Here is a 14,810-nt window from a genome sequence, read left to right as displayed (position 1 = left end):
ACTTGCTTTTTTTAGAATGTGTTGTAGTATGGGGTCCTTATTAAAGGTAGTCTCAACAATACTCATTATATGAATAATTTAACACAAATAGTCGTAGGGCTTGGGGAAGTAGGAGGAGCGGTTCGGGAAGTCTTAGGGTGTGACGGTCATGATCCGTATAAAGGTGTAATTGCAGAAGGTCATTATGATGTAATGCATATTGCTATTCCATATAATCCTGCACATTATGATTTTGCGGCACTTATAAATGAGTATAAAACCAAATTCACTCCTGATTTAATAATAATTCACTCAACTGTACCCCTAGGTACGTCACGAGGACTTAACGCCGTGCATTCTCCAATTCGTGGTGTTCATCCTCATTTAGCAAAAGGAATTAGAACTTTTGTGAAGTTTTTTGGTGGAGAACGAGCCGAGGAAGCTGCAGCACTTTTTGAGGCGAAAGGGGTAAAAACAAAGTGTACATCTCGACAAGAAGATACCGAAGCTGCAAAGCTCTGGGATACAACTCAGTATGGAGTAATGATCCTTCTTAATAAAGAGATTCATGCATATTGTGAGGAAAATGGACTTGATTTTGATATTGTCTATAAAGAATTTAATGCCAGTTATAATGAAGGGTATCAAGAACTAGGTCGAAAAGAGGTAGTACGACCCTACCTCAAATACATGGATGGTCCGATTGGAGGACACTGTGTGGTTCAGAATTCACACTTACTAAATAGCTTATCTGCTGAGCGAATTAAAAAAGCTAATGCAGACTATGCCGCAGTAAATATGAAAGCACCTCAGGAAGTAGTAGGGAAAACAGCCTAATCTCCCATGACTCTACAAGCAATTCTCCCACGTTTACTATCTCCTTTTTCTTCTGTAAAGAAGATGTTTGTTTTGGCTGTGTTTCTTGTATTACTTCATGTTCTCTTTATTTATAAATTCACGTTGCTTCTGGGAGGTAGTCAGTTTATTTTAGTTAAGATTTATATCATCCTTACAGGATTCTTTCTTACATCACGATTTCTTATTATTATTTTTTATAAAGATGCTCATTATAAAAAATATGCAGACACACTATATCCAAGTGTGAGTTTTGTAATTGCCGCAAAAAACGAAGAGGATTCTATATACAAAACTATTGAGACCTGTATGCAATCTGCATATCCTGGAACGTTAGAATGCATTGCGGTAGATGATGGCTCTACCGATAAAACGAAAGCTGAAATGGAGCGGGCACATGAATTTTATAAAAATAAAGGAGTATCAGTAAATGTTATTTCTTTTGCAAAAAATCGAGGGAAGCGTGAAGGTATGGCAGAAGGAATTTTAGCTGCAACTGGAGAAATAGTTGTATTTGTGGATTCAGATAGCTTTCTTGAAAAGACAGCAGTTAAGCATCTTGTGGAGCACTTTTTAGAAGATTCTATGGTTGGTGCTGTAGCAGGAAATACTGGAGTAGACAATGATTCTACAAATGCGCTAACCAAGATGCAGTCAGCTCGATATGGTGTTTCATTTGATATATTCAAAGCATGTGAGAGTGTGTTTGGTACGGTAACGTGCTGCCCTGGATGTTTTTCTGCGTATCGACGTACTATATTGCTTACTGTTTTGGATAAATGGCGAAATCAAATGTTTATGGGAACGCGAAGTACATTTGGTGATGATCGAAGTCTCACAAACTTTGTGCTTAGAAATTGGAAGGTTGTATATTGCAGTACTGCAAAGGCAGTTACTATTGTGCCAGATAAATATCGAAAGTTTTTTAAGCAACAGCTTCGTTGGAAGAAATCATGGGTCAGAGAAGGTTTAGCGGCATCATCTTTTATTTGGAGAAAGAATATTATTGCCTCACTTTCTTTCTACACAAACTTGTTACTCCCAATATTTAGTCCGTTTATAGTACTCAATGCATTAGTAATACAGATTTTATTGAATCAACAAATGCCGTATGTATTCTTGATTGGCGTTGTATCACTAAGCTTCGTGTATGGATTGTTTTACTACTGGCAATCAAATAATAAGTATTGGTGGTATGTAGTTCCGTTTACTGTTATGTATACATTCGCTTTAGTCTGGCAAATGCCGTATGCAGTATTTAAATTAAGAGACACAACATGGGGCACCCGATAAAACATTCACCGTGGTTTAGATTAGTATTATGTGTAGTACTTATTGTAAGTATTGGTATTTCGATTAATGCTTTTTACCCAGAGGCTCAAAATACGTTGAGAAAGCTCAACCCATATTCAATTGAGTATTACACCTACAAGCCACGTGTGTTTGCCAATATTGAAGTACAGAGTGTGTCGTCATCTCCTGCATTAGCGGTACCAATGCTTATGTATCACGGCGTAAATACTGTAAAGGATGACACAAATACAACAATAAAGAATTTTATCCAGCAGCTGGAGCTATTAAAGCAAAGTGGTTTTACCACAATATCAGTAGCTGAATACGATCAATTCCGACAGGGAACATTTACGCTTCCTCCAAAGCCTATAATCATTAGTTTTGATGATGGCCGAAAAGATAGTTATTACACAACTGATGATGTTTTAAAGAAACTGAATTTCAAAGCAACAATGTTTGTTGCTACAGCAAAAGCTAATAACAAAGATCCATTCTATTTGGATTGGAATGATTTGAGAACACTTCGAGACTCTGGAAGATGGGAGATCGAAGCCCATGGACGTGATTCACATGCAGAGATTCCTCTTGTTAAAAATGCATCAGATGAAGAAGATTGGGGAAGATTCCTAAATTCAAAAATGTATTTAGAAGATAAGAATCGACTTGAGACAACAGAAGAATTTGAGGCACGAGTAGAAGCCGACTATCTTGCTGGACTTCAAGATATTAAAATCAATCTAGGATTAGATGCTCAATATTATGCTATTCCATTAAATGATTATGGTCAGCAAGAACATACAAACTATGAAGAGGCTATCCCATTTAACCAAAAGGTGATTAGAAAGTATTTTAAGATGGCATTTATCGAAGCCAATGACCCTTCAAATGTAACAACATTGCGACTGCCAGTTTACAACTATAAAGATACAGATCCATATTTCATTCGAAGAATAGAAGTTAAAAATATGTCTGCGCTTGATCTTGTGAAGATACTTCATAGCCAAGCTCCAATATCACCAGACCTTGTCTATGCAAATACTAATTTTGTTATTCCTCAAAATGGGGTAACAGATGCTGAAGTTACAATTCAGGAAACTGGGCTACATATAAAAACTATAGAACCAGATCAAAGTGGAAAGGTGCTTTTTGGTGAAGACTATTGGGAAAATTATTCAGTTACAGCAAATATAGATCGTATACAAGGAGCCTCTACAGGATTATTGCTTTACTATAAAGACGCACAAAATTATGTTGCGTTTGGTTTGAGTGGTAATTATTATTTCCTGCGAAGTACAGTGCAGGGTGTTACAAAAGATTTGGTTCCACCTTTTACATCAACCCGAGTTACTGATAAACCTATTGAATTTAAAGTTGAAATAAAAAACGGCAAAATTACTACGTATGTAAATGGGTATCATCTCTTTAGAAATGTAAGTATTAAACAGAAGGGAGGTAAAGCAGGAATTAAGATATGGGATCTCATGTCTACAGCTCATTCTGAGGTTTCTAGTCTCACTATCGCACCAGCTTTTTAGAGCTTATCCTGGTATACTGTGCTCAAGCATAGCATGAAGAATAAGAACATCATTATCGTTAATATTCTATTTGTCTTCATTGGAATTGGAGTTATATTTTTGTTATCGAGAGAAAGTAAACCTGTAATAGTATTAAATCCAGAATCTAATGAGTTGGAGGGAGGAGATTTCCTAAAAGAAGATGGTCTGCCAAATTCGGCTTCAGCTACCTCAGCTATCGCAGTACTACAAAGACCACAACCTACATCTTCTGTGTCTGAACCACGAATGTTTTCTGATGCCTTTCTTACGCCTCAAACACTCGAGGAATCAGCAAAGATTTCAAAAAGTTCAAATAAAAATTGGTGGCTCAATTCTGGGGGACGTCTCTATGTTTCAAATGGAACTGCCAAAACAATTCAGGGTGACCTAGCTCCTTCTGACGCGTGGTACAAGCGATATATTCGGAGTAATCCAGAAGATACTGATGATGGTGCACACCCACAAAACATTTTTCGTCTTGTGAATACTCATGTATGGGGTGATTTTACTCAGCAAGCGTACTTTAAAATTAATTCTTTAATTCTAAGTGAGAGCCCTAATCGAAATGCATCGAATGGAGTCTTGTTGTTTAACCGATATCAAACAGGTGATGATTTGTACTATACAGGAATTCGAGTTGATGGAGCTGCAGTCATTAAGAAAAAAATTAAAGGCGCATACTATACGATGGCAATGAAGAAAATATTTGGTACAAAGAATCAAAAATATGATCGAGATTCAGAACCAAATCTTTTGCCAGTTGCTACATGGATAGGAGTTAAAAGTGAGGTGATTACTAATCAAGATGCATCTGTCACTATTCGTCTCTATGTTGATGAAGGTAAGACCGGAGTTTGGCGTCTAGTCCTTGAAACAAAAGATAAAGCTGAGTCGTATGGTCCCTCACCATTAACAAATGCCGGGTATGCCGGCATTCGTACAGATTTTATGGATGTTGAATTTGATGATTACTCTATTGTAGAGCTTTAATTCCTTGGTCTACTGTGATAACTCGTGCATTCTTTTGTGCAAGATAATCAATGATTAAATTAAAATTTGCTGGTGTTACTGCATATTGATCATTGCTCTGATCTATTCTATGGAATGCAAGGATGAGCCACTGCTTATTTGCAATAGCTGTATCGATCCACTGCCGAATTTGTTCTATTGATGTATCTACTTCTACTGATTGTCGGGGGAGCTGATATTTATCTGTCCCTACGGTTGCATAGCCATCAATTGTAGATCGTGCTGATGAGTACCCACTATTTTTTACTGCTTGAATTGAGATCTCATTATATTCTCCAAAAGGGTAGGCGAAAGTAGTAATTGGTCCCACATTTAGATCTAGAAGATCTTGTCGTGATCCTTGGATTTCGGTTGTCTGTTGAGTTTGACTTAACGTAGTGAGGTGAGGATGGGTCTGCGTATGAGATCCAATTTCATGTCCATCAGCATAAATAGTCTTGATAGTATCTTTGCTAAAGAATCCCGTAAATCCAAAATCTGAAAGCTGGCGACTTGTTACATAGAAAGTACCTTTCATGTTTACACTGTTCATTTTTGGAACTGAGTTTTGATATTGAGATAACCAACCATCATCAAAAGTGAGGCTAACAGCACCATTACTAAATAGTGTTGGCGGTGGGGTAGGAGTTGATCCTTTTACTAAACTCACATTATCTATCGTCAGGAAACCAACTGCAGGTAGTACATGTAATACAGTGACTTTTGCAACACTGTCAGTAACTGTTATAGATTTTTTTATCGTGGTGAATTCTGTGGTAACCGGAGCTGTACCAAGCCATTTGTATGTAATACTTCCATCTTTGTGAATGAATTGTGCAGTAAGTTCTGTAGGAACAGTTGAACTGTAGGTATCGGTATATTCATATGTTCCAGCAGATACTGCTACTGGTTCAAAATACCACTTTGCATCTCCCGTTGTATAACTTGTTGTTGTTACTCGAGCTGCCTTTGATCCACTTACTCCTGATAGTGGATAGGTAAACGAACCTGTATTATTTCCCCAACGATTTTTACTCCAGCCTGTAGGATTACCATTGGTTGCCTGGGATTCTAGATTCCCATTGGGAACAAGATTCTCAGATGGGGTAGGAGTGGGATCTGGAATTGTTGTTGTAATTACTTCTCGCAATTCATAATCGTCTACACTTAATATTCCTACTTTATCTATAAGATGAAATACTGTCATTGCCACTGCATTTGTTGGAACAATTATCGTGTATTTATTTTGAGTGAATGTAGATTGTGCTGGAACTGCGCTCAAATATTTGTATGTGTATGAACCATCAGTCATCTTGTATCTTATTGTTAGGATGCTACTGATTGACGCTTGAGAGTAATTTGAAAATTCATATGTTTTACCAGCAGTAACAGGCACATCAGCAAAAAACCACTTTGCATCACCTGCGGTATAGCTAGTAATTGAAACACTTGCGGCTTTTGATCCATCAATTCCAGTAACCGGATACATGAAAGCACCAAGGTTGTTTGACCAACGGTTTTTTTGCCAGCTTGTAGGAAGTGATGGACTTCCATTTTCGAATCCAGGATTAGCTATAAGATTGGGACCGAGAGATGTTGTTGTTATTGCTTGAGGAGCAAGTAGTGCTTGAATATTGATTGAGCGGGCTTGAGCACGTAGTTCTTGGGTGGGGGCTCTCTGTACTTCAGGATCACTACTGCTTTCAACTTGAGGAGTCTTTTTTTGTAAGTCAGTAGTTTTTGTGGCTGCTTGAGCATTATTACCGAATAAGCTAACTGATATAAAACTGAAAACAATGATTCCGGCAATAATCTTTTTCATATTCTGAATTAAAGTGAAACTATTAGCATTAATTATTATTATGAGGCAATACTAGCAAGGTATTAGAAAAAAACAAATAATATGGTAAGTTAGAGCTACCTCATCCGTTATATACTAAACACATGAATATTATTGAACAATTACATGGACTTTCAGACTTTATTATTAGCCTAGGATATATTGGCATATTCCTTACTATTTTTGCCGAATCAGGCTTCCTTTTTGGCTTTTTTCTTCCTGGAGACTCACTTTTGTTTACATTAGGCCTTTTGGCTTCTAAGGGAGTATTCAATATTAATGTACTAATTATCCTTTGTGTTTCTGCTGCAATATTAGGTGATAGCTTTGGATACTACATTGGATACCGCTTTGGACCTCGATTGTTTAGTAAAAAAGATTCATTTTTCTTCAAAAAAGAATACGTGGAAAAAACTCAAGAATATTTTGAAAAATATGGAAAAAGAACCATTATAGTTGCTCGATTTATACCTATTGTCCGAACGTTTGCTCCTATTATGGCTGGGGTAGGAAAGATGAATTACAAAACGTTTATTAGTTACAATATTATTGGTGGTGTTATCTGGGCTGGTGGAATACTCTATGCCTCATATCAGCTTGGAACACGCATTCCCGGCATTGAAGATTACCTTACCTACATCATTATAGGCATAATTTTAGTGTCTGTTTTACCTGTAGTGTACGAATTTCTCCTAAAACCAAAGAAGTCAGCAGTACAGAAAGTGCAAGATTAAGATCCCATTAAAAAGCAGCCTCAAGGATTTGCTCAGCTGGACAATTGTATTGTCTGGCTTTTTCGATATGGCTCTATATAAGCGTACCCAACAACACCCCTTGTCAAAAAAGGTCACTCTATTAGGATCAACTATGTTGGTTTATTAGTTAGTTTGCTACGTAATGATATACAATAGGTCTCTAAAAAAAGCACTTTCTTTATCTTCAAAACTTCTCTTAATAACAGTTCTTTGGTTGGGTGGTGTGTATGCGTTTGAGTGGTTAAACAAATCTGACATACTCCCTCATACTGTTACTACGGGAGTAAACGCAGATGGTAACATTAATCTTTGGTGGCCAACTCAGGGGGCAAAGATAGGTGATACACAAACATTCAAGGCAATGGTACAGGACAAAAATGTTTCTGATTACACTATGTCTTGGTCAGTAGATAACGGTCAGATGAATTCTATGTATGATTCATACACAGATCATCCTCATAAGGAGGCTGTGGTAGATCTTAAGTCATGGACATGGCGAGGATCTGGTCCATACAAGATTACCTTTAAAGCATTAGATAAAAATAATAATTCACTTGGTGAAACAAGTATTGAAATCAGTACTCCTGATGCACCACAAGGCCCAGTACAAATAGAAGCAGCGTCATCAACATTATCTGCATCAGTAGGTAGTGCATTGCTACAAGCAGCAGGAGTTCCTGTAGCATCTGCTCAGGCACCTGCTCCTACTCAGCAACCACAAACAACCACGCCTCCAGCAATATATTCAACCGTGAGTGTTATTGCTCCAACTTCAGGTTCAACCGTAGGTGGTGTTACTGTCTTCAGTGCAAAGCTTGATAATTCAACTCCAGATAGTTACAAAATGTCTTGGAAGGTTGATAATGGTGGAGAAACAGTAATGAACAACGTGGGTGACCACAAAGAAGCTTCTGTAGATGTATCTACATGGAATTGGAAAGGTTCTGGGCCATACGCAATTACTTTTGTTGTTAGAGATAATTCTGGAAACTTAATTACAACTAAGGATACAAGTATGTCTGTAGGTTCTGTAACTGTGGCGAAGCCAGCACTTGTTACTACATCACCAACAGTATCTCCAACAGATACTCAGAAAAAAAATCAAACAGCTACTGTTGTAAATACTATTACTCAAGCTGTAACGGCTCCTGTGCAGGCTATAGCGGGTAATCCTATTAGTGGTCAGAAGTTGTATGTAAATCCAAATAATGAAGCTTCACAAGTTATTAAGCAATGGCAGAATTCACGACCTGCAGATGCAGAACAGCTTAAGAAAATTGCGAACGGTGCAAGTGTGACATGGCTTGGAGGATGGAACTGGGATATTACTCGAGATGTGCAAAATGCAATTAAGGATGCACAAGCTCAAGGAGCAATGCCTGTATTTGTAGCTTACAATATTCCAGGACGAGACTGCGGTCAGTACTCAGCCGGAGGAGTGGGAAGTGCAGATGAATATCGAAATTGGATTCGAAAAATTGCTGATGCAATTGGAGGAAACAAAGCAGCAATGATAATTGAACCAGATGGTACAACACTTACTGATTGTCTCGGATCACGAACAGCAGAACGATTCTCACTAATCAAAGATGCCGTAAGTACATTCAAATCAAAGGGTAATATTTCAGTCTACATTGATGCCGGTCACCCTGGATGGATTACACCAGATGATATGGCAAATCGATTGAAGCAAGCAGGTATTGCTCAAGCTGATGGATTCGCATTGAATACTTCAAACTTCGTAGACACTCAGAAAAATATTGCGTACGGAACTCAGGTTTCAGATAAGGTTGGAGGCAAGCACTTCGTAATTGATACCGGCCGAAACGGACTTGGTTCTGCACCAAACAATGAATGGTGTAACCCATGGGGACGAGCTCTCGGAGCAAAGCCGACTACAAATACCGGATATCCATTAGTGGATGCATTCTTGTGGGTAAAGGGCCCTGGAGGATCTGACGGAAACTGTAACGGAGGTCCAAATGCAGGGGAATGGTGGCCAGAATATGCTCTCGATATTGCAAAGCGTTCAGCATACTAAACCAACATTTCGTAGCAACGACTAATAAACACAAAACCACTCATACAAGTATGAGTGGTTTTGTTATCCCTAGTTAATAAAATTTATTGTCTTATAATGTAGTAAACATGAGCAAAAATAAAAACGGTTTTACTCTTATAGAACTTTTAGTAGTTATTGCAATAATAAGTCTTTTATCTGCTGTCATCTTAGTTTCTCTTAATGTTGCTCGAAGTAAGGCAAGTGATACAGCGGTAAAAACTAATCTAGCAAGTGCACGTACTCAGGCAGAACAATTTGCAACAGATAATGCGGGTTTCGAATTTAGTTATGACACCATTTGTACAGAAGGAACTGTAGGGGGAATATATCCTATGGTAAATGCAGCTGCTGCTGAAAGTTCTGATGTATCAGTATCTGTAGATGCAATTGGTAATTATGATAGCTCAACATGTAATGACACCTCTACTGGGTGGGCAATTGAAATCCCATTAAAGTCTACTCCCGGTGGATTGTATTGTGTGGATTATTTAGGAAAAGCTGAGGTAACTGCAGGTTCAAGTTTGAGTGCTGTGGATGATGTAACCTGCCTATAATTGCTTATTTTTAGGGTTACTTAATCAAAACCTCATCTTTAAAAAGCTGTAAGAAGCTCGGCCATATAGCGTCTATTACTCTATATGAAAAAGATAATGGTCTTAATGATGGTTCCGGCTATAATTGTAGGTCTTTTGGCCTCTTATATGCCTTTTTTAGCAAATAATACACAGGCAGATATTTCAAACTGGCAAAAAAGCGCCAGTATTTATTCGTTATCAACAACTGACTTCTCAGGAGAACAGTTTAAGCAGTCTGTACGAAATTTGAAATCTACAGGTGCAAACTACGTGTCTCTTGTAGTTACTTATTACCAAGAAGGTAATTCTGGTTCTGAGATTCTTAGTGGATGGAATACACCTACCGATGCCTCACTCAAAGATGCTATCAATTATGTTCATAGTCAGGGCATGATGGTGATGCTTAAGCCACACATAGAAGCACGTGGAGGAACATGGAGAGCTCTCATAAAACCAACAAATCGAAATACCTGGTATGCAAGTTATGGAGCTATGTTGAACAAACTTGCTGTAATTGCTCAGGAAACAAAAGCTGAAGAGATTTGTATTGGAACAGAACTCATTAATGTAGCTGCCTACACTGAAAATCCAGACAACACTCAGCGATGGGTGAAAATGATTGCTGATGTTCGAGCACGATACTCTGGTTTACTTACCTATAGTGCAAACTGGGGAGCAGGAGATTTTGCTGAAGAAGCACCACATATCGCTTTCTGGGACAAACTTGATTACTTGGGAATTTCAGCATATTACCCATTGTCAGGAGGAACAGTAGATAGTTTTATGAAGTCATGGGAAACATGGGATACAACTAAAATTAAGCCTCTTTACGATACTTATAAAAAACCAATCGTCTTTACTGAAATAGGATACAGAAGTGTTGATGGTGCACATTCAGATCCATGGAACGGAAGTCGTGCTGGAAATGTAAATGAACAAGAACAAGCAAATCTCTATGAAGCATTGTTCAAATATTGGGATAGCAAGCCATATATGCAAGGTGTTCATCTTTGGAACTGGAACATTGATCCAAATACTGGAGGGCCATCAGAAAACCATTTCACTCCTCAAAACAAAAAGGCTCAGCAAACAATGACAGAGTGGTTCAAAGGTACCGGTAATCCAAATCCTGTAGGAGTGTGGGGAGCATCAGCATCTGGACTTATCAATCCAGTGAATACTGCCTCAAATCTTTCAGTAAAAGTTACAAATTCACAATCAGCATCAGATGTTGTTGTTGATATTGAAATCTATAATGCATCAAATCAGCTAGTCTTTCAGCAAGTATATGATCATCAAACTATTTCAAATAGTATGCCTGGTCAATATACTGTGAATTGGACCCCAACAACAACAGGAAAGCATGTTGTGAAAGTGGGAGTATTCTCAAATGATTGGTCAAAGAATTTATACTGGGGAAATAGTGTCGTATCGTTTGTAGTGCCACAAGGAACTGGTACTCCTCCAACACCTCCAGTGACTCCACCTGTTACACCACCAACTACACCTACTGGTAATAAGGTTTCTGCATTCATGTTGATTGATGCTAAGACTGACAAACCGGTACGAGAATTAAAAACAGGAGATACTGTGGTTCTTGCTGATTATCCTGAAATGAATATCCAAGCAATTGCAGGCACCGGTACAAAGAGTGTTAAATTCTTTGTTGATGGTAAAACTATTCGAACAGAAAGTGCTGCACCATATGCATTAGGAACTGACGCAGGAGGAAATTATACTCCATGGAGTGCTCCACTTGGTAAGCATACAATCAAGGCTACTCCTTACTCACAAAGTGGTGCAGCGGGAAGTATAGGAACATCTCTTTCTATTGATGTAACCTTTGTTGCAAAGAGCACAACACCACCACCTCCTCCACCTACAACTGGCACAGTTATAGAATCACTTTCACTCTACAATTCAGATACTGATCAGCCAATTCGAGTATTGAATGCAACTGATACTATCAATCTTGCAGAAACTCCAAATATAACAATCGTTCCCAATCTAAAATCTAAGCCTGGAAGCCTTGTTTTCTTCCTCAATGGAGTTAAAGTCGCAACTGAGACAAATGCACCATATGGAATTGGAGGCGATCTAGGAGGTACAAATTACAATAAATGGAATGCTCCATTAGGGAAACACACAGTACGTGTTGTTCCTTATAGTGGAACTGCAGGAACTGGAACAGCAGGTGCTGCATATACAATTGAAGTCACCGTAGTGTCACAAACCACACCACCAGTTACTCCACCAGTTACACCTATTCTCGAAATAAGTGAACCAACTGAAGGACAGGTAATGAAAGGTTTACATCTTCTTAAAGCACGAGTAACCGGAAAAAATGCTGCAGATTATTCACTCACATGGCAGGTAGATGGGGGAGGACTTGTAGATATGGTTTCAAGTGAAGACGGTACATCAAAAGAATCATGGGTAGATTTTACAGGATGGACTTGGAAAGATAATGGTCCGTATGTATTCACATTCATTGCCAAGGATCTTGAACAGAAAGTTATTGGACAGAAAGATGTTACGATCTACGTAAATCCTTAATTCATACAGGCGTTCAGACATTAGTAAAATACAGAACAACACAACAGCACAGAAATGTGCTGTTGTGTTGTGTAAGAGTTAAATCAATGCGGCGTCAAATAATTTATATACTTTATTAAAACCGCATGAAAACAACATCAAAAATCTGTAGTCTGTTTGTGATAGTCGCACTTTTTGTCGGATCGTTTGCATTAACAAGTCCACACATTGCATCAGCGGCAACAGGAGACTGGCAAAAAGGAGCAAGTATAGATCCAACATCCAGTGGTGAATATGCAACCGAGGCGTATCGTGCTTCGTTGCGAAATTTGCGGTCTACAGGTGCAAACACTGTATCGTTAGTTATTCCATATTACGTAGCAAATACAACAGCATCTGATATTCAGAATGGATGGAATACTCCTACAGACGCGGCATTGATTGATGGTATTACCTATGCAAAATCACTCGGTTTTAAAGTTGTTCTTAAACCCCATCTTGAATCACATGATGGAGTTTGGCGAGCGAGTATAAATCCTAGTAACAGAAGTGCTTTTTATACAAATTACAGTGCCAAACTAAATCATTTAGGTGATATCGGAAGGCAAACAGGAGCAGCTGGTATTGTGGTGGGATCAGAATTAATTACCGTCGCTACGTATACGTCAAACAGTGACAATACTCAGCGCTGGTCAACTATGATTGATAGTCTAAGAACACGTTTTCCAGGATTTTTGACCTATAGTGCAAATTGGGGATCGGGAGATTTTGCAGAAGAAGTTCCACATATTGGATTTTGGAATAAATTAGATTACATAGGTATTTCTGGATATTACCCACTAGCAGAAGGACAGTGGAATCCATCTCAAGAAGCCCTTAAGTCATCATGGAACAATTGGAATACCTCGAAAATAAAACCAATTTCAGATCAATATGGAAAGAAGGTGATTTTTACTGAGATTGGATACATGAGTGTAGATAATTCTCATAGTCAGCCATGGAATAGTGGAATGGGTGGTGCATACAATGCTCAAGAGCAAGTAAATAATTATGAAGCATTGTTTAGCTTTTGGAATGATAAATCACATATAGAAGGTATGTATTTGTGGGATTGGATAGCTGATCCTGCAGCTGGAGGACAAGGAAATCGTGATTATACGCCTCAAAATAAGCCTGCATTTGACACTCTTAAAAAGTGGTATGGCACAACAGGAACAACACCCACAAATCCTACAAACCCAACCCAGCCACAACCAGGTGCTTGGAATACAACAGGAACTGTAACGGGGAATACCGTAAATAATCCGGTGAGTCTCAAAGTGGATCTTACAAACTCTGGAAGTGTATCTGGAGCAATCGTAGACCTTGAAGTATATAACTCTGCGGATCAGAAAATATTTCAGAAGTTTTATGAGAACCAAACAGTCTCAAATGGGCAACCAGGTTCGTATACAACATCATGGACTCCAACAACAGCTGGAACTTATAAATTAAAAGTAGGAGTATTCAATAATAATTGGACGACTGCATATTATTGGAATGGAAATGTTTCAACAATCACTGTTGGCCAAGGTCAAACAACTCCTCCAGCAACAACAACCCCGCCAACAACTCCAACTCCAACACCAACCACATACTCAACAAATATCTGGTGGCCAACAGATGGTAGCTCTGTGAATGGAGTTGTACCACTTAAGGCTATGCTTACAAACAAAGCAATTGCAGATTATAAAATGTATTGGCAAGTAGACGGAGGGGGACTTGTTGAAATGTTTAATAGTAATCAAGATTATCCTCACAAGGAAGCATTGGTAGATTTTATTGGATGGAATTGGAAAGGCCAGGGTCCATACACACTCAACTTCGTATCAAAAGATAATGCCGGCAATACTACATTTTCTCAGAAAGCAGTAAATGTATTTGTGAAATAATAGTTACCAGAAAAAAAGCATAAAGCCCGCATATTAGTATGCGGGTTTTGTGTTACTTGCATTTCTTAGTAAATAATTTACTATCATCGTGGGGAAATTCATTGCTAAAAGGAGCTCAATCATGGGACAGCAGAAGTTCTGTATTATGAATGAGCTGGCACCCGAAGATATCGTTCTGTGCCTAGCTCAAGCGGCAAGAATTCAGTTGCCAGCACGACATCGAGTGAGATTGGGGCTGAAAGTATCGGCTGAGTCTGATACCTGGAGTCCCTCGCTTTACGCCGTTTTTTTGGTTTGGAGGACAAAGCAGCCCAGCTCCGATGACTTTGGGAGGATGAGCTTTGTAGCCTGGGTTGATAGCCCCGAGTATAAGTATATTGGGGTTGTCGAAGGCGAGTACGATTTCGTGCACAAAAGAGGA

General features: G+C 38.6%; 10 protein-coding genes. 9 read left to right on the top strand and 1 reads right to left on the bottom strand.

Annotated features, from left to right (window positions below):
- Positions 1 to 69: 69 nt before the first annotated feature.
- Genes V4519_05130 through V4519_05115 form a run of 4 tightly spaced genes read left to right on the top strand, consistent with a single transcriptional unit; the run spans position 70 to position 4,673 of the window.
- Positions 70 to 816 (top strand): hypothetical protein, encoded by a 747-nt coding sequence (locus V4519_05130; protein MES2437362.1) that lies wholly within the window; start codon positions 70 to 72, stop codon positions 814 to 816.
- 6 nt (positions 817 to 822) lie between these two features.
- Positions 823 to 2,127 (top strand): glycosyltransferase, encoded by a 1,305-nt coding sequence (locus V4519_05125; GenBank protein ID MES2437361.1) that lies wholly within the window; start codon positions 823 to 825, stop codon positions 2,125 to 2,127.
- Positions 2,112 to 3,662 (top strand): polysaccharide deacetylase family protein, encoded by a 1,551-nt coding sequence (locus V4519_05120; GenBank protein MES2437360.1) that lies wholly within the window; start codon positions 2,112 to 2,114, stop codon positions 3,660 to 3,662. Before V4519_05125 ends, V4519_05120 begins: the two co-directional genes overlap by 16 nt.
- Positions 3,663 to 3,695: 33 nt before the next feature.
- Positions 3,696 to 4,673: a hypothetical protein gene (locus V4519_05115; GenBank protein MES2437359.1), complete on the top strand. Its 978-nt coding sequence runs from the start codon at positions 3,696 to 3,698 to the stop codon at positions 4,671 to 4,673.
- Here the strand turns inward: V4519_05115 and V4519_05110 are convergent.
- Positions 4,657 to 6,513 (bottom strand): polysaccharide deacetylase family protein, encoded by a 1,857-nt coding sequence (locus tag V4519_05110; protein ID MES2437358.1) that lies wholly within the window; start codon positions 6,511 to 6,513, stop codon positions 4,657 to 4,659. The two genes, V4519_05115 and V4519_05110, sit on opposite strands and share 17 nt — an antisense overlap.
- 122 nt (positions 6,514 to 6,635) lie before the next feature.
- On the opposite strand from V4519_05110, the gene V4519_05105 reads away from it, so the two are divergent.
- The 5 genes from V4519_05105 (at position 6,636) to V4519_05085 (ending at position 14,389) form a co-directional block, all read left to right on the top strand.
- On the top strand, positions 6,636 to 7,265 hold the full coding sequence (locus V4519_05105; protein ID MES2437357.1) for a VTT domain-containing protein: 630 nt from the start codon (positions 6,636 to 6,638) through the stop codon (positions 7,263 to 7,265).
- A gap of 163 nt (positions 7,266 to 7,428) precedes the next feature.
- Positions 7,429 to 9,327, top strand: coding sequence for a glycoside hydrolase family 6 protein (locus tag V4519_05100; GenBank protein MES2437356.1), 1,899 nt, complete (start codon positions 7,429 to 7,431; stop codon positions 9,325 to 9,327).
- A gap of 107 nt (positions 9,328 to 9,434) precedes the next feature.
- On the top strand, positions 9,435 to 9,902 hold the full coding sequence (locus V4519_05095; GenBank protein ID MES2437355.1) for a type II secretion system protein: 468 nt from the start codon (positions 9,435 to 9,437) through the stop codon (positions 9,900 to 9,902).
- A gap of 84 nt (positions 9,903 to 9,986) precedes the next feature.
- Entirely contained in the window at positions 9,987 to 12,479 is a 2,493-nt protein-coding gene (locus V4519_05090) for a hypothetical protein (GenBank protein ID MES2437354.1), read from the top strand.
- A gap of 125 nt (positions 12,480 to 12,604) precedes the next feature.
- Positions 12,605 to 14,389: a hypothetical protein gene (locus tag V4519_05085; protein MES2437353.1), complete on the top strand. Its 1,785-nt coding sequence runs from the start codon at positions 12,605 to 12,607 to the stop codon at positions 14,387 to 14,389.
- Positions 14,390 to 14,810 lie beyond the last annotated feature (421 nt).

It is taken from the genome of Patescibacteria group bacterium, assembly GCA_040387855.1.
Taxonomy (GTDB): domain Bacteria; phylum Patescibacteriota; class Minisyncoccia; order Phycocordibacterales; family JAKAEA01; genus JAZKCY01.
The sequence above is the reverse complement of the archived record's forward strand: the minus strand, read 5'-3'. Positions and strand labels throughout refer to the sequence as shown.